The sequence below is a fragment of the Sphingomonas sp. PAMC 26605 genome, from assembly GCF_000241485.1.
In the GTDB taxonomy this organism is placed as follows: Bacteria; Pseudomonadota; Alphaproteobacteria; order Sphingomonadales; family Sphingomonadaceae; genus Sphingomonas.
Genome location: NZ_JH584241.1, coordinates 3,236,151 through 3,256,252, shown reverse-complemented (window position 1 = coordinate 3,256,252; position 20,102 = coordinate 3,236,151). Strand labels below are relative to the sequence as shown.

General features: G+C 67.1%; 20 protein-coding genes. 8 read left to right on the top strand and 12 right to left on the bottom strand.

The annotated features are described in order from the left end of the window. Positions 1–47 precede the first annotated feature (47 nt). Positions 48–2,774 (bottom strand): TonB-dependent receptor, encoded by a 2,727-nt coding sequence (locus RH90_RS15085; protein ID WP_010186684.1) that lies wholly within the window; start codon positions 2,772–2,774, stop codon positions 48–50. Positions 2,775–2,995: 221 nt separating this feature from the next. Here RH90_RS15085 and RH90_RS15080 point away from each other — a divergent pair, with 221 nt between their 5' ends. After that, positions 2,996–3,895, top strand: a complete 900-nt coding sequence (locus RH90_RS15080; protein ID WP_010186682.1) for a LysR substrate-binding domain-containing protein — start codon at positions 2,996–2,998, stop codon at positions 3,893–3,895. 25 nt (positions 3,896–3,920) lie between these two features. Here RH90_RS15080 and RH90_RS15075 read toward each other — a convergent pair whose 3' ends face one another. The 4 genes from RH90_RS15075 to RH90_RS15060 all read right to left on the bottom strand — a co-directional run bounded on the left by RH90_RS15075 (position 3,921) and on the right by RH90_RS15060 (position 7,136). Beyond that, positions 3,921–4,307, bottom strand: coding sequence for a response regulator (locus RH90_RS15075; RefSeq protein ID WP_010186680.1), 387 nt, complete (start codon positions 4,305–4,307; stop codon positions 3,921–3,923). Positions 4,308–4,361: 54 nt separating this feature from the next. Continuing rightward, complete coding sequence (locus tag RH90_RS15070; protein ID WP_010186679.1) at positions 4,362–5,846, bottom strand: PAS domain-containing sensor histidine kinase; 1,485 nt, start codon at positions 5,844–5,846, stop codon at positions 4,362–4,364. A 32-nt stretch (positions 5,847–5,878) separates the two neighbouring features. Continuing rightward, entirely contained in the window at positions 5,879–6,325 is a 447-nt protein-coding gene (locus RH90_RS15065) for a potassium channel family protein (RefSeq protein WP_010186678.1), read from the bottom strand. Between the two features lie 73 nt (positions 6,326–6,398). Further along, entirely contained in the window at positions 6,399–7,136 is a 738-nt protein-coding gene (locus RH90_RS15060) for a glycosyltransferase family 2 protein (protein ID WP_010186677.1), read from the bottom strand. Positions 7,137–7,386: 250 nt separating this feature from the next. Here RH90_RS15060 and RH90_RS15055 point away from each other — a divergent pair, with 250 nt between their 5' ends. Genes RH90_RS15055 through RH90_RS15045 form a run of 3 tightly spaced genes read left to right on the top strand, consistent with a single transcriptional unit; the run spans position 7,387 to position 9,781 of the window. Next, a complete protein-coding gene (locus RH90_RS15055; RefSeq protein ID WP_198283414.1) occupies positions 7,387–8,247 on the top strand; it encodes an SMP-30/gluconolactonase/LRE family protein in 861 nt (286 codons plus the stop codon). Beyond that, positions 8,244–9,146, top strand: a complete 903-nt coding sequence (locus RH90_RS15050) for a 2-dehydro-3-deoxygalactonokinase (protein ID WP_010186675.1) — start codon at positions 8,244–8,246, stop codon at positions 9,144–9,146. Before RH90_RS15055 ends, RH90_RS15050 begins: the two co-directional genes overlap by 4 nt. Beyond that, positions 9,143–9,781: a 2-dehydro-3-deoxy-6-phosphogalactonate aldolase gene (locus RH90_RS15045; protein WP_010186673.1), complete on the top strand. Its 639-nt coding sequence runs from the start codon at positions 9,143–9,145 to the stop codon at positions 9,779–9,781. The genes RH90_RS15050 and RH90_RS15045 overlap by 4 nt, the downstream gene beginning before the upstream one ends. A gap of 119 nt (positions 9,782–9,900) precedes the next feature. Here RH90_RS15045 and RH90_RS15040 read toward each other — a convergent pair whose 3' ends face one another. Continuing rightward, positions 9,901–10,335, bottom strand: a complete 435-nt coding sequence (locus RH90_RS15040; RefSeq protein WP_010186671.1) for a MerR family transcriptional regulator — start codon at positions 10,333–10,335, stop codon at positions 9,901–9,903. Positions 10,336–10,683: 348 nt separating this feature from the next. On the opposite strand from RH90_RS15040, the gene RH90_RS15035 reads away from it, so the two are divergent. From RH90_RS15035 to RH90_RS15020, 4 genes are all read left to right on the top strand, one after another. Next, on the top strand, positions 10,684–11,094 hold the full coding sequence (locus tag RH90_RS15035) for a DUF2147 domain-containing protein (protein WP_010186667.1): 411 nt from the start codon (positions 10,684–10,686) through the stop codon (positions 11,092–11,094). Positions 11,095–11,141: 47 nt separating this feature from the next. Beyond that, complete coding sequence (locus tag RH90_RS15030) at positions 11,142–12,446, top strand: OmpP1/FadL family transporter (RefSeq protein WP_010186665.1); 1,305 nt, start codon at positions 11,142–11,144, stop codon at positions 12,444–12,446. A gap of 222 nt (positions 12,447–12,668) precedes the next feature. Beyond that, positions 12,669–13,259 (top strand): alpha-ketoglutarate-dependent dioxygenase AlkB, encoded by a 591-nt coding sequence (locus RH90_RS15025; protein ID WP_010186664.1) that lies wholly within the window; start codon positions 12,669–12,671, stop codon positions 13,257–13,259. A gap of 31 nt (positions 13,260–13,290) precedes the next feature. Next, on the top strand, positions 13,291–14,154 hold the full coding sequence (locus RH90_RS15020) for an exonuclease domain-containing protein (protein WP_010186662.1): 864 nt from the start codon (positions 13,291–13,293) through the stop codon (positions 14,152–14,154). Here the strand turns inward: RH90_RS15020 and RH90_RS15015 are convergent. Genes RH90_RS15015 through RH90_RS14990 form a run of 6 tightly spaced genes read right to left on the bottom strand, consistent with a single transcriptional unit; the run spans position 14,151 to position 19,976 of the window. Next, positions 14,151–14,981, bottom strand: coding sequence for an aldo/keto reductase (locus RH90_RS15015; RefSeq protein WP_029625351.1), 831 nt, complete (start codon positions 14,979–14,981; stop codon positions 14,151–14,153). The two genes, RH90_RS15020 and RH90_RS15015, sit on opposite strands and share 4 nt — an antisense overlap. A 19-nt stretch (positions 14,982–15,000) precedes the next feature. Next, on the bottom strand, positions 15,001–16,404 hold the full coding sequence (locus RH90_RS15010; protein WP_010186659.1) for an efflux transporter outer membrane subunit: 1,404 nt from the start codon (positions 16,402–16,404) through the stop codon (positions 15,001–15,003). Continuing rightward, positions 16,401–17,285 (bottom strand): efflux RND transporter periplasmic adaptor subunit, encoded by an 885-nt coding sequence (locus tag RH90_RS15005; protein ID WP_010186657.1) that lies wholly within the window; start codon positions 17,283–17,285, stop codon positions 16,401–16,403. Before RH90_RS15005 ends, RH90_RS15010 begins: the two co-directional genes overlap by 4 nt. Next, positions 17,282–17,488: a DUF1656 domain-containing protein gene (locus RH90_RS15000; protein ID WP_010186655.1), complete on the bottom strand. Its 207-nt coding sequence runs from the start codon at positions 17,486–17,488 to the stop codon at positions 17,282–17,284. Before RH90_RS15000 ends, RH90_RS15005 begins: the two co-directional genes overlap by 4 nt. After that, positions 17,485–19,530, bottom strand: coding sequence for an FUSC family protein (locus tag RH90_RS14995; RefSeq protein ID WP_010186654.1), 2,046 nt, complete (start codon positions 19,528–19,530; stop codon positions 17,485–17,487). The genes RH90_RS15000 and RH90_RS14995 overlap by 4 nt, the downstream gene beginning before the upstream one ends. Then, positions 19,527–19,976 carry a MarR family winged helix-turn-helix transcriptional regulator gene (locus tag RH90_RS14990; RefSeq protein WP_029625350.1) on the bottom strand — a complete coding sequence of 150 codons (450 nt, stop codon included), beginning with the start codon at positions 19,974–19,976 and terminating at the stop codon, positions 19,527–19,529. Before RH90_RS14990 ends, RH90_RS14995 begins: the two co-directional genes overlap by 4 nt. Between the last annotated feature and the right edge of the window lie 126 nt (positions 19,977–20,102).

Genomic DNA, 20,102 nt, shown 5'->3' with positions numbered 1-20,102 from the left:
TATGCGACGCTTCGCCGCGTCGCATATCGGCTGGAGCGCGTCCATCGTCAGAAGTCATACCCCATGCGCAGCCCGAACACGCGCGGCCGCAGCGGCACCTCGGCCTTGATGAACTCGGTCGAGGAGGTGAAGGTGCTGGCGTGCGAATTGTTCAAATTGGTGCCGAACAGTTGCGCATTCCATTGCCCGCGCGAAACGCCGATCGAAGCATCGACCGTGGCATAGCCCGGCTGCCTGTAGCGCAGGAAGGTCGTCGCGGGGACAACCACGCCTTCGCCCGAGAGATAGGTCGCGGGCTGGTTGTACATCGTACCGGTGTAATTGACCCCGGCTTGGAGGAAGGGCTTGTAGCCGTTGGTTTCCCATTCATAGCGGATCCGCCCCGTGCCCTGAAACTTGGGCGAGAACGCGGCGGTTGTACCGATCTCGCCGAACGGGTTCTGGAACGCCGCGCCCTTGACCATCGTGATGCACTTGCCGAAGGTCGGCGAGGTGGAGATGTTGCTGACCAGGCACGGCGAATTGGTCTGCTTGTTGTCGTTATAGGTCGCCGTGCCGTTGATCGTCAGCCCGCGCTGAGGGCGCGCGGTGAGCTGGAGCTCGACGCCCTTGATATTGTAGTTCGGGCCGTTGACGCCGAACGTCGTGTTGCCGAGCTGCGCCGGATTGTAGAACAGGAATTGGACGTTCTTCCAATTCATGTTGTACGCCGACAGATTGATCTGCAGCCGCCGGTCGAACAATGCGGTCTTCACGCCGATCTCGTAATTGTCGAGCGAGTCGGGTGCATAGCCGTTGGGCGTCATATATTGCGGCGTCCCGCCCGCCGCCGCCGAGGCCGGACCGACCGCGACCGCGCGCTGCGATCGGCTGAAGCCGCCGGGACGGAAGCCTTGCGAGAAGGTGAAATAGGCGATCGTCGCCGGGTTGACGTGCCAGGTGATGTTCCCGCGGCTCTTGAAGCCGTGATAGGTCACCTGGTCGTTGTGCGTGCCGATGTCGAACGTTCCGCTGTTCGGGCCACACTGGCCGTTGGGGACGTTGAGGCAGCTCGGCGTGCGGACGGCATATTGCGCGCCGACCTCATATTCCTTGTAATTGTAATAGCGCGTGCCCCCGGTGATCGTCAGCACGTTGGGGATGATGTCGAAATCGACCGAGCCGAACGCCGCGATCTGGGTGTAGCCGCGCTTCACGTCCTCGCCGAAGCCGGCATTGTCGTCGCGCACGCTCGGATCGTTGACGTCGGCGCCCGCGATCGTGCGGATGTTGGCAGCGCAGACCTGCCCGCCCGCCAGCGCGATCGCGAGGTTGGCGGTGGTGCAGGACGGGATCGTCTTATATTCGAAGTTCATCACGTCCTCGACGCGGAACTCCTCGTGGAACACCCCGCCAATCGCGCGGATGCGGCCGGTGTCGGGCGTGCTGATGCGGAATTCGTTGGTGAGATGCGTGTTGTGGACCTTGTCGTGCCAATAGGTCGCCGGCGAGAAGCAGGTCGCGGCGGCCTTGCCCCAGCCCGTCGCGCCGCCGGTGCAGGTGTAATAGACGCCGTACGCGGTGCGCGAATAATTGGTGTAGTCGACCTGGTTGTCGATCTTCCGGTCGAGATAGCTGCCGGTGTAGACGAGATTGAGCCCCGCAACCTTGCCGTGGATCGTCCAGGCGGTGCTCTCGAAACGGTCATGGTCGTAGCTCGGCACGAAGGTCGTGATCTCGAGCGGGTTGAGCTTCTGGAAGTCCGAGCCGGTCGGATATTGCTGCGACACGCCGAGCACGTCGAGATGCTGGAGGCTCTCGGTGACGAGCACGTTCCAGTCGGCGTCGATGTCCCACAGCGCCTCGACCCGCCCGCCGGTATAGGTGACCGGGTTGAAGTCGTTCTGCGCGGTGGTGTTGTTGTTGATTTGCGCCCCGGCGCCGGTCACGGTGCAGAAGCCGGTCGTCGTGCCCTTGCCGTTGGGGCAGATCCCGCCGGCATTGGGCTTGATGTTGAGATAATAATTGCCGGGATCGTCGTTCGAGCGCGTGAAGGTGCTCGACACGTTGTCGATATAGCCGCCGCGCCGCTCGTTGTAGAAAGTGCCGCGGACCGCGAGTTTGTCCTTGATGATCGGCACGTTGAGCGTGATGACTTCGCTGTTGTTGGCCGAGCCGCCCGAGGTGAAGCCGTACATCCCTTCGGCATGCCCCTCGATCCGGTCGAGCTTGGGCTTGTTGGTGATGTAGCGAACCGCACCCGCTTCGGCGCCACCGCCGAACAGCGTGCCCTGCGGCCCCTCGAGCACTTCGACGCGCTCGAGATCGGCGGCGTAGACGTCGATGTTGCGCGCCGGGAACTGCAGCGACTGATCGTCGAGATATAACGCTACGTTAGGGAAATTCGCGATCGTGGCGCTCGACTGGCCGCCGGCGAAACCGGCGCTCAGGCCGCGGATGAAGATCGCGCCCTGGCCCGGCCCGTTGGTGCCGAGCGAGACGTTGGGCGTGTATTTGATAAGATCGTCGAACGACTTGATGTTGAGCTTCGACAGCGTGTCACCGGAGAAGGCCTGGATCGTCAGCGGGACCTTCTGGATCGTCTCGTCGCGGCGCTGCGCCGTCACGATGATGTCGCCATCGGCCTGATCGCTCGGCGTGCCCTGGTCACTCGGGCGCGCCTGGGCGGCCTCGGCGTCGCGCGGCGCGGGCCGGTCGGCCGCGGCGGCGTGTGTCGCGGTCGCGCCACCGAGCATGGCGGCGACGGCGCAGGACAGAAGATAGCGCGTTTGCATGTGCGACCCCTCGCTTCGACAGTGACGGCCTGCGCCGGCGTATCACCGTGCGCGACCTCGCTGCTTGGGCCGAGTCGATCTCAGCCCCCCGATCGGCGCTTTGGTCTGTTTCGAAGTGTTGCCGCCAAGTCATTGCGTGAATGCGAGGGATAGGCTGTGCCTATCGGAAAGTCGCCGAACCGTCACGGCAGCGTCACGACCGTACGATAATTCGCTGCTCCATGGCGGTGAATTATCAGCATCTGCGCGCCTTCCACGCGATCGCGCTGGAAGGCGGCGTATCGCGGGCGGCGCGACGGCTCAACGTCTCGCAACCGACGCTGTCGCAGCAATTGAAGGCGCTCGAGGCGCGCTACGGCGTGATGCTGTTCGAAAGCCGCAAGGTGCCGCTCTGCCTCACCGCGGCGGGGCGCGACCTGCTCGCGCTCACGCACAAATTGTTCGCGACCGCCGCCGACATCGACGAGATCCTCGGCGAGACCGCCGAGATGACCGGTGGGATGCTGCGGCTGGGATCGGACAATCCGTTCTACGCCGCACAAATGGTCGAGTTGCTTCGCCGCTATCACCCGCAGACCAGCGTGCAGGTCCGCATGGGCAACGCCCGTGAGGTGATGCGCTGGCTGAGCGAAGCGCATGTCGATGCCGCGTTGGCGAGCGATCCGCCCGGCGATCCGGGTTGCAGTTATGAGCCATTGGCCTGCGAGACGCTCGCGTGTGCGCTGCCGCGCGAGCATCCGCTCACCGCGGCGGCAATGGTGCCGATCACAGCCTTCGCCGGTGAGACCCTCCTGCTCCGCGAGGCGTCGTCGAAGACGCGTGCCTTCACCGAACGCGCGCTCGACGATGCCGGGATCGTCCCGCTGGCGACGATCGAGCTCCAGACGCGCGAGACGATCCGCGAGGGGATCGCGCTCGGGCTCGGCATCAGCGCCTTCTTCGAATCCGAATGCCCCCCCGACAGCCGAATCGTCTACCGTCCGCTCGACACCGCCGGCCGATCGTATCAACTGCGCAGCTACCTCGTATGTCAGAACGAGCGCCGACGCAGCGCCTTGATCCGCGCGCTGCGCGTGATCGTCGGGGAAATGCAGACGAAGACGCTGAACATTCCCGCTTGAGCGTACCGCACCGGGGCGGATCCGGTCAGCGCGGGGCGAGTGCAGCGATCAACTCGGGGTGATGGAGTGGCTTGTGCAGGACGGCACTGAAGCCCGACGCCCGCGCGCAGCGTTCCTGGTTCGGCGAAGGGGTGGCGGTCATCAGGATCGCCAGTCCGGCCCAGCCCCGGCTGCGCAGGATCCGCAGCACCGCGATGCCGGTGCTGTCGGGAGGAGCGTGATCGGTGATCAGGATATCGCCCGCGTCGGCATATCCATCCTTGAGGACGGGCGCCGCGGTGCCGAACGAGCGAACGTCATAGCCGTGCCAATGCAGGAGCAGCTGCAGCGCGCGGCGGACGCTTTCGTCGGCGTCGATCAAAACGATCCGGCGGGAGAGACGCGACGGATCGAGGACGGCAATGTCGGTCATGGGAATCCGCACGAAAGGGGTTCCCTTACTTGCCGTCGGGCCCCCGCAGCGTCTTTACGTAATCGTCCGGGTATCTCCGGTCTCGCCCGCGCTGCGTATGGTGAAATGGAACGCCGTCCCGCCACGCTGACGCGGCGCAGCCCAGATTCGCCCGCCATGTGTCTCGACGATCGTGCGACAGATCGACAGGCCCAGTCCCATGCCGCTTTGCTTGCTGGTGGCGAAGGCCTGGAACAGCCGCTGCTCGACCGCCGGATCGATTCCCGGACCGGTGTCCGCGACGACCACCTCGAGCATATCGGCGGCCGCCGCGCGGACCGAAATCGTCACGTCGCGGACCTGCGACCTTTCGACCGCCTCGACCGCGTTGCGCACCAGATTGACGACCACTTGCTGGATCTGGACGCGATCGACCAAGGCGTGCGCTGCATCGTCGGCAAAGTCGAAAAAGGCGCGTACGCCACGCTCGCGCGCGCCGATCAATGCCAGCGCACTGGCTTCCTCGATCAGCGGACGCAGCGCGACGACGCGCCGTTCGACCTCGCGGCGCGTCACGAAATCGCGCAGCGCGCGGACGATCTCGCCAGCGCGCAGCGTTTCTCTGGCGGACTGGTCGACCGCTTCGCGCAGCAGTTCGAGCGTATCGTCGTCTGGCACCGAGAGCAGATCGCGGCTCGCCTCCATGTAATTGGCGATCGCGGTGAGCGGCTGGTTGAGTTCGTGCGCGAGCGTCGAGGCCATCGTCCCCATCGCGCTCAGCCGGGAGACATGAATCAGCTCGGACTGGAGTTCCTTCATCCGCAATTCGCTGCGCTGCTGCTCGGTCAGGTCGCGGATGAAGCCGGTGAAGATCCGCCGCCCCGTGCTGCTCGCCTCGCCGACCGCGAGTTCCATCGGAAAGGCGCTGCCGTCGCGGCGCTTGCCGACAACGACGCGGCCGATCCCGATGATCCGGCGTTCGCCGGTCGTGAGGTAGTGGCTGAGATAGCTGTCGTGGCGGTCGCGATCGGGACCTGGCATCAGCAGGCTGACGTTCCGCCCGATCAGTTCGACCTCGGCATAGCCGAACAGGCGTTCGGCCGCGGCGCTGAACGACAGGATCCGGCCGCGCTCGTCGATCACGATCATGGCATCGGGAATGGTCTCGAGGATCGAGCGGACATGCTGTTCGCTATCGGCGAGCGCTGCCTCGGCCGCGCGGCGGGCGGTCACGTCGTAGACGCTCTGGCCATAGCCGAGCAGTGCGCCCTCGGCATTGCGCAACGCGACGAGCGTCGAATCCGCGAGAAATTCGGATCCGTCGCGGCGGATGCGCCACGCTTCCTTGCGCGTGGTGATGTCATGCCGCGCTTGCGCGAGATCCGCCGCGGGTACGCCGCGTTCGACGTCGGCGGGGGGATAGAACAGCGCGAACGGTCGGCCGATAATCGCCTCCGCGCTCCAATCGGTGAGGATTTCTGCGCCGCGATTCCAGCTCGTCACCAGGCCGGCAGGATCGAGCAGGAATTGCGCGCGATCGGTCGTGCTGTTGACGAACAAAGCGAAGGCGTCGGCGAGCGGGTCGGTGGCGCTTACCGGAATGTGCCTATCTCCCCTTCGACGAACCGGATCCGACTGACGACGGCGACGAAGAAGGCAGTCGACCAGCCGAGCAGGATGACGCCGTTGGCGCCCTCGATCGCGCCCAGGATCCGCCAGGTGCGGGCGAGCACAATGTCGCCATAGCCGATCGTCGCATAGGTAGCGGTCGAAAAATAGAGCGCGGTCTCGAAGTCGGGCAGCGCACGGATCGCGTAATAGAGCGCGGCATAGCTCCAGATCTCGATCGAATGAAGCACGAACAGACCGGTGGCGGCGCCGACGATCCCGATGCCATCGCGAACGATGCTGCTGGCAAGGCCGCTGCGCGCGCGATGGTGGCGCAGCAGCGTGAGCAGACCGGCAATGCCGACCAGATGGACGCCGACGGTCAGCACAACCATCGCGGTCGCGACAAGAAGTTCGAGCGGGAGGTTCACCGCGCGATCAAAGGCGAGTCCGAGCGGCGGCGCAGTTCGGGATTCTACGGAGCAATCGCGCGGGCGGTGGCGCCTAGCGAATATCCTCATAGCCCTTGGTCGCCGGCCGGCCGCGCAGGACGATTGACGCGTAATTGGCGAGGTAGATCCCGGCGATCTTGGCGAAGCCCTGCTTCTGCATCCGGCGGCCCGAGGTGGGCATGATGAAGCGCGGCGAGAACAGCACCTTGCCTTGCTTCTTGGCGCGCTTGGCAATGTCGACATCCTCGCCGTAGAATTCGATCGAGCTGTCGAATCCCCCCATTTTCTCGAGCACATGGCGCGGGATCGCGAAATTGCCGCCGACCATCAGATACCCGGTGATCCCGTAGATCGAACGTGCCGCGACGAACCACGCGGTCGAGACGCGGTTGCGCAGCCCACTCAGGTCGTAGAAACTATACGGGCCCGACAAGCAGGCAAGTTCGCGATTTGCGCCGAACTGTTCCCAGATCTGCTCGATCCAGCCCTCGGGCGGATGCGTGTCGGCATCGACATAGGCGAGGATATCGCCGGTCGACTCCGTGAAACCGCGCTGGCGTGCGCGCGTGATGCCCTTGCTAGGCTCGAACACATATTTGACGCCAGGGTAGCGTTCGACCACCGCGCGCGTTCCATCGGTGCTGTTGTTGTCGACCACGATGATCTCGAACGCCTTGCCCGCGACGTTGCGCATCACCGCGTCGAGGCACGCCGGAAGATAATCCTCCTCGTTATAGGCAGGAATAATCAGGCTGATTGTCGGCGTTCGAACATGGGGCAGGCCGGTCATGCCGGCGCAGGTGCCCGATTATCCGCCGCAATGCCAGCGGAGATCGTGCGAAACCCGCCGATCCGATCATCCGGTGCGGGTTCTGAGAAACCCGCCCCGTCGTAGCGTTCGATCGCTGGAAACCGCCGAGACTATAAGCCGGCCCGTCGCGTCGGCGGTCCAGCCGTCGATCGCTGATTGCCGCATCCTGATACGCGAATTATAGGATCGATCAGATATCTCGGGAAAACAACGGAAAGATCGGAATTTGGTGCAGCATAGTCGTTTGGTCTGGCCGGTCGCAGCGACGCTGGGGGAGGGGCCTGCCTGGATCGAGCAAGCGCTTTGGTTCGTCGATATCAAGCGCGGGATGATCCACCGCTACGATCCCGCATCCGACACGCGGGACAGCTACGCCGTCGGCGGCGCGCCGAGCTTCGTGGTGCCGACCACCGCGGGGGATCTGCTGGTCGGCAACGGATCCGCGTTGCAGCGATTCGACGGTGCGACGCTGCAGGCCCCCCTCGCCACCGTCGCGATGCCCGCGCACAACCGCACCAACGACGCGACGGTCGATGGCGCAGGACGGCTGTGGTTCTGCACGATGGATGATGAAGAGGCGCGCCCGAGCGGCGCGGTGCATCTGTTCGACGGCGTCGAGATCGTCGCGGTCGGGGGCGAATGCACCATCACCAACGGTCCCGCGATCAGCCCCGACGGGCGGCTGCTGTATCATGTCGATACGCTCGCCGGAACGATCCACCGCTTCGACATCGCGGACGATGCTGTGCTGCGCGACGGCACGCTGTTCGCGACGATTGATCCAGCGCATGGCAATCCCGATGGCGTAACGATCGATGCCGAAGGGTGCGTGTGGGTCGGGTTGTGGGGCGGCTGGGAAGCGCGGCGCTATCACCCCGACGGTGCGCTGCTCGAGCGGATCGCGGTCCCGTGCGGCAACGTCACCAAGGTGGCGTTCGGAGGTCCCGAGCTTCGCACCGGGTATATCACCACCGCCCGCGCTGGCCTGTCAGACGAAGCGCTGGCCGCGCAGCCGCTGGCGGGCGCGCTGTTCGCGTTCGACGCGCCCGCACCGGGGCTGCCGCTTCCCGCCGTCCGGATCGCCGCATGAGTTACCGTATCGTCGGCGACTGGGGGACGAGCCGCTTGCGGCTTTTCCGGATCGAACAGGGCGAGGTTGTCGCGCGTGCCGAAGGCGCGGGAATTGGCGCGCTCGATCAGACTGCCGAAGCAACGCTGCGGGCCGCGATCGTGCCGTGGTGCGCCGAGCGCGATCCGGACTCCATTACGCTGTGCGGCATGGTCGGGTCGCGCAACGGCTGGATCGAAGTGCCCTATGCGGCGTGTCCCTCCGACGTTCCCGGCTGGCTCGCTGCGGCAGGGCAGGCGACGCTCGACGGCGTGCCGGTCACTATCATGGCGGGGCTCGCCTGCACCGCGCCGTCGGGCGGGCCCGACGTGATGCGCGGCGAGGAAACCCAGCTGTTCGGTGCGATCGCGCGCGATCCGGCGCTGCGTACGGGGCGGCATCGCCTCGCGCTGCCGGGGACGCATAGCAAATGGGCGACGATCGAGCAGGGGCGGATCGTCGGATTCCAGACTTTCTTCACCGGGGAACTGTTCGCGCTGCTGCGCGATCGCTCGACCCTGTTGCGCGCCGCCGGCGCAGGCGACGCCGATCCCGCCGGCGAACGGCGCGGCTTCGCGCATGGACTGTCGCGGGCACGCGACGGCGATCTCCTGCTCGGTGCGCTGTTCGAGGCGCGCAGCGCCCAGCTGATCGACGGCCGTTCGCCGGCCTGGGCGCTTGGCTACCTTTCGGGGCTGCTGATCGGTCGCGAAATCGCCGAGATTGCGTCGGCAGCGGGGGAAAGCGTCGGCCTGATCGGCGATCCCGCGCTCTGTGCACGGTACGCGCGCGCGCTCGCCGCATCGGGGATCGATACACATTTGCTCGACGGCGACGCCTGTGCGCTCGCGGGACTCGCGCTTTGGGAGACTGAACGATGACGATCGACGATCTGCTCGCTGCCGGCGCTCCGCCGGTCGTCGCGATCCTGCGCGGCATCCGCCCCGACGAGGCGCTCCCGGTCGCCGCGGCGCTCGTTGCCGCGGGGGTGCGGATGATCGAGGTGCCGCTCAACTCGCCCGATCCGTTCACCAGCATCACCGCGATCCAGCAGGCGTTCGGCGACACCGCCGCGATCGGCGCGGGGACCGTGCTCGATATGGCTGGGGTCGAGGCGCTCGCCGCGACCGGCGCGACGCTGATGGTCACCCCCAATACCGATCCCGCGCTGATCGCGCGCGCGGTCGCGCTCGGGCTCGAGCCGATGCCGGGCTTCGTCACGCCGAGCGAGGCGTTCCGTGCGATCGACGCCGGCGCGCGTCGGATCAAGCTGTTCCCCGCGGTTGCGCTCGGGCCGACCTATCTCAAGGCGATCCGCGAAGTGCTGCCGCGCGACGTTTCGGTGTGGGGCGTGGGCGGGACAGGGGCGGAGAATTTCGCCGAGTGGCTCGCCGCGGGGGCCGAGGGGATCGGCGTCGGCGGCGCCCTCTATCGTCCGGGGGACGATGCCGCGGGGGTCGGCGCCAAGGCGGCGGCGTTGATCGCGGCATGGCGGGCGACACGCACCGTTCTGTGAGCGCGCGCGCCGCGGGATAGCGAGTCGCGATCGCGCGATTGGCCCTGCTCGACCCGCGCACGCGCTCGGCCTGCCGCCGCAGTGACCAAGCGATACGAAACCGGCAAATGGGACGCGGTCTATAGCTCGCGCGGCGATGCGTCGGTCGCGGCTGCCTGACGGCGCCGCACCGGTTTGACGACCCGCGCGAGCGCCTCGCGTTCGATCTTCTCAAGTTCCTCGAGCGTTTCGGCGATCGCCTCTTGCTGCGCGGCGAGACGATCGATCCGCTGCCGGCACCGACCGGCCAGCGCGCGCATCTGTTCGACATGCTGCGGGTCGGCATCGTAGAGATCGAGAAACTCGACGATGTCGCGCAGCGTGAAGCCGAGTCGCTTGCCGCGCAGGATCAATCGCATCCGCGCGATCTCGCGCCGTGTATAGACGCGGATCGCGCCGACCCGACAGGGCGTGATCAGTCCCTTGTCTTCGTAGAAACGGAGTGTGCGCGGCGTGATGTCGAGCATCCGGGCAACCTCGTTGATCCCGGTCAGGTCCTGCGACAGCTCTGTCATCAACGTCTTCGCTCCTGCGACGCAGACCCTCGCCGGCCGCCGGCGAGCGTCGGACACGCCCCTTTGTCGAGTTCGTGCGATCAACGTCTTGGCGCGAGTGTTGCGGATTTCTTCGCGTTGGGAAAGCGCGATCTTGGCGGGCGAGCCGAGGGGCGTTCGCGGGGGCTCCGACAAGTGCTTGACTTGTCGCCGAACGAATCTACTGCGGATCGAACTGCCGCATACGTCAACGGGCTCGCGAATAGGGCCGAAACGGTGCGACGGCAAGAACCGACCGTGCGGGCGCGTCCCGAAGCATGGCGTATGATCACGGCATCGCGACACCGATGCGGCTTGGAGAGGAAGATCATGTCCCTGTTGCTTATCGGCGCCTTGCTCGCCGGCGCGCCGGCGACCGCCGACACCGTGATCGGCCGCTGGAAGACCGAGACCCTCAACGCCATCGTCGAAATCAGCCACTGCGGGTCGTCGATCTGCGGCAAGGTCGTCACGTCCGACGCAATCCGCGCCAATCCTGCGCTCAAGGACGTCAAGAATTCCGACGCGAAGCTGCGCACGCGCCCCGTTCAGGGGATGCTGATGCTCAGCGGCTTCGCGCCCGACAAGGACGGTGTCTGGGCGAACGGCCAAGTCTACAACGCCGAAGACGGCCACACCTATAGCGGCCGCATCACTCCGATCGGCAGCGATCAGCTCAAGCTGCGCGGCTGCGTCTTCTTCCCGCTCTGCAAGACGCAGACCTGGACCCGAGTCCGCTGAAAGCGCCCGCTTTTTCTCCCCCAAACCGTAAACATCAGGACTATATCATGGCAATCCGTTACAAGGGCCCGTTGCTGGCCGCGTCCGCGCTCGTCTCGAGCGTCGGCTTCGCTGGCGTCGCCCATGCCGATGCTTTCTATCTCCAGTCGCAGACCACGGTCGGCGCCGGCCGCTCGTTCTCGGGCGAAGTCGCCGACACCGGACCTTCGTCGCTGTGGTGGAACCCCGCCGCGATCGCCGGGATCACCGATGCCGAAGTCCAGGTCAGCGCCACCGCGCTCCTGCCCAAGGGCGATGTGATCGACAACGGCACGCTGATCTCGCGCCCCGGCCAGCCCTTCACCGCGATCGGCGGGCAGACCCGCTCGCGCGACCCGATCAACAATGGCGTGCTGCCGAGCGGATCGTTCGCCTATCCGATCAACGACCGGATCGCGGTGGGTATTGCGGTGACCTCGCCGTTCAGCTTCACCACCGATTACGACGCCAACAGCTGGACGCGCTACAGCGCCGACAAGACGCGGCTGCGCACGATCGACATCCAGCCGTCGATCGGCGTCGCGCTGACCGACTGGCTGCGCGTCGGTGGCGCACTCAACGTCGAATATACCGATGCCTATCTCAGCAACGCGCTCCCCAACGTCTCGGCGGCGCTTCCCGACGGCAGCCAGGCGCTGCACGGCGACGGCTGGGACTTCGGCTGGACCGCAGGCGTGCAGCTCCACAACAAGCTCGTCACCGTCGGCATCAGCTACAAATCGAGCATCAAGCACACGCTCACCGGCGATCTCACCGTCGCCGGGCTGGTCGGCCCGCTCGCACCGCAGAACCGTTCGCTCTCGGGCGTGACCGCACAGTTCAACACGCCCGGCCAGGTGATCGTCGGCGGGCGCCTGCGCGCGACCGAGGCACTGACGCTCAACGCGCAGGTCGTCGCGTACAATTGGAGCAAGTTCGATGCGATCCGCCTCGGCGCCCCGCTCAACGTCGCTTTGCCCGAGAATTATCGCGACAGCTGGAGCCTGGCAGGCGGCTTCGATTATGCGGTCAGCCCCAAGGCGACGGTCCGTGCCGGCGTGCAGCGCGCGGTCACGCCGACGCAGGACGGCCTGCGCGACGCGCGGGTGCCGGACTCGAACCGCTGGACCTATTCGGCGGGCGGCAGCTACCGGATGAACAAGCACATGACGATCGATGCTGCGGCGAGCTATGTCGACTTCAAGGACACGACGATCGATCGCGCGACTGCAGCCTATGCCGGCACTCCGGCGCAGACGGTGATCCTGACCAAGGGCCTGCTGCAGAACGCGCATGCCGTCGTCCTGTCGCTCGGCGGCCGCTTCAGCTTCTGACGCCGCCGTCCTGAGATCTTGCAATTCGGCGACACGACACCATCTCCTTGCCATCGTTCAACAATGGAAAGGAGGTGGTCGAATGTCTCATTGTCTCACGCCGCAGTCGGCACAGGGTTCGAGTTCGGTCTCTCTCGAGGGCGCGCTCGCCTGAATTTTTGCCGGCCAAGGCCGACAATGGAAAGGCCGTCCCGCAAGGGGCGGCCTTTTGTCTATGGATGGATGATGCGCGATCTGTTCGATACTCCGATCCTGCCGGGTCTCCACGCGGTCGAGAATTTCGTATCGCAAACAGAGGCGGCGGCGCTGATCGCCGCTATCGATGCGACGGACTTGGAACCGTTCCGCTTTCAGGGCTGGCTCGGCAAGCGGCTGACCCACAGTTTCGGCTGGCATTACGACTTCGATACCGGTGGGATGGGCGAGGCCGCTCCGATCCCGGACTGGCTCGACCCGCTGCGCCGCCGCGGCGAGATCATGGCCGGCCTGGCGGAGGGTGACCTCGTTCAGGCGCTCGTGATCCGCTACGATGTCGGCGCCGGCATCGGCTGGCATCGCGACCGGCCGCATTTCGAGCATGTTTTCGGCATTTCGCTCGGGGCGCCGGCGACGCTGCGCTTCCGTAGGCGAATCGACGATCGCTTCGAGCGCGCGAATGTGCCGCTGACGCCACGCGGCGCCTATCACCTGAGTGGTCCGGCCCGGCATGTGTGGGAGCACAGCATTGCCGAGATGGACGCGCCGCGCTGGTCGATCACCTTTCGCAGCCTGTCGGAAAAGGGCAGGGCGCTGATCGCGTCGCGGGATCGCTAGGTCGCTGGACATATCCCCTCAAGAAACTGCTATGCGGGACGGCGTGTCGTCTGCCGAATGCCAATCCCCGCCGCCCGATTTCGTCGTGATCGACGTCGAAACAGCCTGCTCGCGTGCGAGCAGCATCTGCCAGATCGGGATCGTCGGATTTCGCGGTGGTCGCGAGATCTTCGAGTACGAAACGCTGCTCGATCCCTGCGATGAGTTCCACGCATTCAACACCCAGATCCACGGGATCGCCGCGCACCATGTCGTCGGCCAGCCGCGTTTCGGCGACGTTCACGCGATCGTCGACCGGTATCTCGCGGGGCGGACGACCGTCGCGCATTCCTTTTTTGACAAAAGCGCGCTCGCCGCGGCGTGCCGCCAGCACGATCGGCCGCTGATCGAGACGATGTGGCTCGACAGCGTCCGCGTCGCCAAGCGCGCCTGGCCCGATCTCGAGAACCACAAGCTCGGCGGCCTTGCGCGCTATCTCGGTATCGCGCATCGCCATCACGACGCGCTCAGCGATGCGCGTGCGGCGGGCTGGGTGATCGTAAAGGCGATCGAGCAGACCGGGATCTCGCTCGACGAATGGCTCGCGCCGCCGCGCAAGCCGGGGCCGCCGCCGACCCCGGCCGAAGCAGGGCCGCTGCTCGGCGAGCGGGTCGCGATCGTCGGCGAGCCGCGCGATGGGCCTTTGGCGCACCGGCTCGCCGCGCTCGGAGCGAAGGTGATGACCTCGGTCGGTACGAGCACGAACGTGCTCGTCGTCGCCGGGGGCGATCGCTTCACGCGCGCGACGTTCACGAGCCCGGCATATGGGAAGGCCGAGGCGCTGCGCCGCGCCGGTAAGCCGATCCGGATCGTTTCCGAACAGACGCTGCTCGCCGCGCTCGGGCGCGCTGCTTAGAGCATCGCGAGTGGCGTGCGTGATCGCGGCGGCGGGAACGTCGCGTCGAGCGCTGCCAGCGTTGTCGGATCAAGCACGAGATCGAGCGCGGCACGATTGTCGCGGACGTGCGCGACGCTGCCGGCCTTGGGAATTGCGATCACGTCGTCACGCCGCAGCGCCCAGGCGAGCGCCAGTTGTGCGGGTGTCGCCCCGAGCCGAGTGGCGATCGTCGCCAGCGCCCGATTCTCGAGCAAACGGCCTTGCTCGACTGGGCTGTACGCCATGATCGGGATGCGGCGTTCCGCGAGCCACGGCAGCAACGCGTGCTCGGGCCCGCGCCGCGTGAGATTGTAGAGGATCTGATCGGTCGTGCAGCCTTCGCCACCTGCGTCCACCAGTTCCTCCATATCCTCGGTATCGAGGTTGCTGACGCCCCAGCGCGCGATCAGGCCTGCGCCGCGCAAGGCTTCCATCGCCTCGACGGTTTCGGCCAGCGGGACTGAACCGCGCCAGTGGAGCAGATAGAGGTCGAGCCGATCGGTCCCCAGCCGCTTGAGGCTCGCCTCGCACGACGCCCGCAACCGCGCGCGTCCGGCATTCTGCGGATACGCCTTGCTGACGAGGAACACCTGCTCGCGGAACCCCGCAATCGCTTCGCCGACGAGGCGCTCCGATTCGCCTTCGCCGTACATCTCGGCGGTGTCGATCAGCGTCATGCCGAGCGCGATACCCTCGCGCAGCGCCGCGATCTCTGTGCTCCGTTTCGAGCGGTCCTCGCCCATCATCCATGTGCCCTGGCCAAGCGCGGGCACCATGGCGCCGTCGGGAAGGGAAACCTGTCTCATCTGTCGCTCCTGCGGCCGTTCACGATTGCCAGCCCCCGCCAAGGGCCTTGAACACATCGACTTGCCGATCGACCAGCAACGCGTCGGAGGCGGCAAGGTTCGCTTGCGCTGTGGTGAGCGCCGCTTGCGCGCTGAGCAGCGAGAGGAAATCGGTGCGACCGAAGCGATAGAGCGTCCCCGCCTGGTTCGCGGCGGTCGCCGCGCTCGATTGCGCGCGCGCGAGCGCGGCGTTGCGGTCGGCCTCGCGGGCATAGGCAGAGAGCGCGGTCTCGGTCTGGCGCAGCGCCTCGAGCGTGACCGAGTCGAACTGCGCCAGCGCGCCGTCGGCGGCGGCCCCGGCTTGCGCGATCTGCGCGCGGACGATCGGCCGGTTGGGGAAGCTCCAGCTGATCAGCGGGCCCAGACCGATATGGAAGGCGTCGCTCGAACCGAATGCCGAAAGCGGCCCGGTCAGCCCGATCGACCCGCCGAGGTTGACCTGTGGATACAGGTTGGCGGTCGCCACGCCGATCCGCGCGGTGGCGGCGGCGAGCGCGCGTTCGGCAGCGCGGATATCGGGGCGTCGCGCGATCAGGCCCGCGCCGTCGCCGATCGGCAGCGGCTTGCGCATCGTCGGCGCGGTCGCGCAACTGGCGACCTCCCTGGGATAGTCGGCCGGCGGGCGTCCCATCAGCGTCGCGAGCCGATAGAGCGCGGCGGTGCGCGTCGCGATCGTCGCGGGCACCAGCGCGGCGCTCTGGTCGACCGCGCTCTGCGCCCGCGTCACGTCGAACGCCGTGCCGCGTCCCCCGCGCTGCAACCGCTGCGTCACGCCCAGCGTCTGGCGCTGGAGCGCCAGCACGCGGTTGTTGGCAGCGAGCACCATATTGGCGGTGCATGCCGCGGCATAGCTGCGCGCGATCTCGGCGGCGACCGTCACTCGGACATTGTCGCGCGCGGCGGCGACGGCTTCGGCATCGCCCTGTGCCGCCTCGATCGCACGGCGGATCTGACCGGACAGATCGAGCGGATAGGTGAGCGACAGGCCGACATCGTACCCGACCGTCCCCGGCAGCGATCCCCCGGTGCCATACTGCCGCGACAGCGAAGCGCCACCGCCGACGGTGGTCGAGAGCGTGCGCCCCGCCGCGACTTCCGCCACTACCGCATCGGCGCGGCGAAGGTTGGCGTCGGCGGCGCGCAGATCGGCGTTGGCGGCGAGCCCTTCCGCGACGAATCCGTCGAGCCGTGCGTCGCCGTACAGCTGCCACCAATGATCGGGCAGCGGAACGTCGGCGAAGCGCTTCTCCTTGCCGCTGTCGAACGCGCCGAGCGCGCTCGGCCGGTTGACCACGGCGTGATCGGGCAGCGTATAGTTCGGGCCGGCGGTGGTGCAGCCCGCTAGCAGCAGCGCCGCGACGCCGAAGATCCGGCCGCGCGTCATGGGTGCACCTGCGGAGCTGGCGGCACGACCGTCACCGTCGCGCTGCGCCCGACGATTAGTGCGACGCCCTGTGGCACCTCGACCAGCTTGACGCGCACCGGGATGCGCTGCGCGAGCCGCACCCAGGTGAAGGTCGGGTTGACCGTCGGCAATTGGTTGGCGCTGACGCTGCGCTCATTGTCGCTGATCCCCGCGGCGATGCTGTCGACCCGCCCCTTGAGCGGGCGCGGCTCGCCCATCAGATGGACCGTCACCGGATCGCCGATGTGGATGCTGCCGAGCTTGGTCTCCTCGAAATAGCCCTCGACGCGGATCGAATCGGCGTCGACCAGCGCCATCGCCTGCGCGCCCGCCGCGATATAGTCGCCCGGGTGCAGATCGAGGTTGGTCACAGTGCCGTTGACGCTCGCGCGCACCGTCGTCCGCGCGAGGTTGAGCGCGGCGGTCGAGCGTGCGCTCTGCGCCTGCGCCAGTGCCGCGCTCGCCGTGGCGACACGCGCGACGTTCTGCTCGTGCGTTTCCTTGGCGACGAGATCGCCGAGCGCGAGATCGCGCTGCGCCTCGCGCCGCGCCTGGAGCAGGGTCGCGCGCGCGCTTTGAATCGCCGCGTCGTTCTGCGCGAGCGTCAGCTCGAAGCGCGGGCGGTCGACCACGAACAGCACGTCGCCGGCCTTGACGCGCTGATTGTCGTGCACCGCGACCTGGGTGATCAGCCCGCCGACATCGGGGGTGATCCGCACGATATCGGCGCGGATATGCCCGTCGCGGGTCCACGGATCGGTCTCGTAGCGGCGCCACAGCCACACCGCGACCAGGATCGCGAGCAACACGATGACAATCGTTACGGCGGAACGGCCGAGCGGGGCGAGCAGCGATTTCATAACGAAGGTCCGGTAAGCAAGGACAGAAGTCCGAGAATGAGGAAGAAGAGCGCGAAATCGACCAACGGCCGATAGGCGACGAAACGATAGGCGCCGAAAGCCGACAGCAGCCGCGTCGTCGCCCCCGTCAGCACGAGCGCGGCGATCGCCAGCAGCAGGATCGTCGGCACGAACACCCCGCCGAGCGAGACTTCGCCGATCATGCCGCCACGCCATACGCTGGCGCTGTGGGGAAGAGGTTGCGGCGCAGCGACGTCAGCGCGAGCACGCCCGCGCGGGCGCGCGCCGGCTCGGCGTCGGCCGCCATCGCGTCGATCGCGCTGTCGAGGTCGGCGAGCAGGACCGGCGCGGGCGGGGCGGGGCGGTCGGGCCGCAGCGCGCGATAATGCGCGCCGACACCCTTCAGCACCGGCGTAATGCGTGCCGCATCGTAGGACGTGCCGTCGATCCGCAACTGCCGCAATTCACCGATTGCGAAGCCGACGCGCAGGTCGCTCAGCGCATCGAGCAGCGGCTTGCCCGGATCCTTGCCCTGCAACGCGAGCCGCGGCGCGAGCAGGCCGATCCGGTCGAGCATCCGCGCGACCCAGCCGGCGGTATCGGGCACGCCCGCCGCGTTGCTGCGCTGCGCCAACTCGCGCCACCCGGCGCGGATCAGCCGTCGCGCGGCGGTATCGGCGCCGATCGTCTGGAACAGCCCGACGGTGACGACCGCGAAGATCGTGCCGATCAGCTGCGAGACGCCGCCGTTGACGAATGTGTCGAAGCTGCCACCGTAGCGATCATTGAGACCGACGGTGTTGATCCCGCCGAGCAATGCGCCGAGCGTGATTAGCGTCGTGCGGGGTCGCGACAGGAAAACCCCGCCGATCAGCAATGCCGGTGCAAGCGCGGCAATCAGCGTCGGAAAGTCGGTGATCCGCGGCAGGATCGCGAAAGCGTAGACCGCGGCGATGACCAGGCCAATGATCGTACCATAGAAGAACGCCATGATCGCCGGCGCAGGGTCGTCGCTATTGCCGAACAGCGCGCAGCATACCCCTGCGATCAGCACCGCGCCCGCGCCGTCGGCCCAGCCGGTCCCGATCCAGAAAATACAACCGAGCAGGATCGTCGCGACCGTCCCCGCCGCAGCGCGCAGCGCGATCCCGCGGTCGCGGTGGAGCGGGCGGCGCGCGGTGCGGGCCAACAGCCGCGCAACCCCGGGGTTGAGCGGCGCGCGCAAGGGTGAGCGCATCTGATCGAGCAGATCGCGCGCGTTGCGATGCGCGTCGATCAGCTCGGCGAGCCGCGCGAGCAGGCTGAGCCGCAAGGCATCGCGCCATAGCAGGGGTTCGGCGACCGGCGGCTCGAGCGCGCGCGCGCGCGCGATCAGTGCATCGGCGGCGGCGTTACGCTCGGCCATCGGCTGCGCCGTCGCGAGCCATTCGCGCACGTCTTCGATCAGCGTCAAAGCTTCGGGCCGCGGCGTATCGGCCCCACGCAGCAGCTCGCGGATCCGGTCGTCGACCGCGCTGGCCAGCGGAAGCAGCATCGACAGCTCGGCCTGCAACGCGCGCAGCGTACGGACCCGCGGCTGGAGCCGTGCGGTGTCGAACGGCAGATGGATCGAGAGCTGGTGCAGCTCATTGATATCGAGCGCTAACCGCCGACGGTCGCGGTCGAGCCGGCTGTCGGCGAGCCCGGCGAGCGAATCGCGCGACCAGCGCTCGGCATCGGCGAGTATCGCGCTGACGCGCACGAGCAGCGTCGCGGTCACGGTCTGCGGGAAGACGAAGCCGTGGATCAGCGCGCCACACAGGATGCCGATCGTGATTTCCTCGACGCGCAGGATCGCAGTCGTGAAGATCGCGCCCGGCGCCTCGACCGAGGGGAAACCGATGATGCTCGCGGTATAGCCGGCGAGGAGGAAGACATAGGCGCGCGGCGTACGGTCGAGCAGCGAGATGTAGAGACAGACGCCGAGCCACAGCGCGAGTCCGAGCGACAGCAATTCGGGCGCGTTGACCAGATTGGGCACGAGCACGACCGCCGCGGCGGCGCCCAGGATAGTCCCCATCACCCGAAACGCCGCCTTGGAGAGCGCGGCGCCCGCCAGCGGCTGCGCGACGATGTAGGATGTCGTCACCGCCCAATACGGACGCGTCAGGCCGATCTGCAACGCGATGTAATAGGCAAGCACCGCCGCGATCAGGCATTTCACCGAGAACAGCGCCTCCTTCCACCCAAACCGATCGCGCGTCATCGGTTGCGCTTCCGGGTGAAGCGCGCCTCGAGCTGTTCGGCGACACGCAGCGCGATCACGAGATCGGCGTCGGCGACGTCGGCGAGCATCTCTCGACGGAGTGCCTCGAACGCGGTCTCGATCTTCGCCACCAGGGTGCGTCCGCGCTCGGTCAGCCGTACGCGGCTGACCCGTGCATCGACCTCGTCGCGTTGGCGATCGACGAGCCCGGCCGCCACCAATTGATCGACGATGCGGACCAGCGAGGCCGCTGAGACATCGAGCTCGGCGGCAAGGTCGGTCTGCCGCACGTCGTCGCCGAGGCGCCCGACCTGGACGATCGTCCACCCGCCCGATGCCGACAGGCCGAAGCCGCTCAGTGCGCGATCGGCGGACTGCCGCCACATACGGGCAAGCGGCAGCAAGGTACGGGCGTAGGCCGCCTCGGCGAGAGATCGTTCGGACATCATTAGCGTGCTAAGTAATGACGCATGGCGCGACCGCAACCCTGAAGGATGGAATGCGACGCTAACGAAACGATATCGGTTTGGGTCCAACGCGGACGCAATTTTCGATCGCGGCCGGTCGATCGC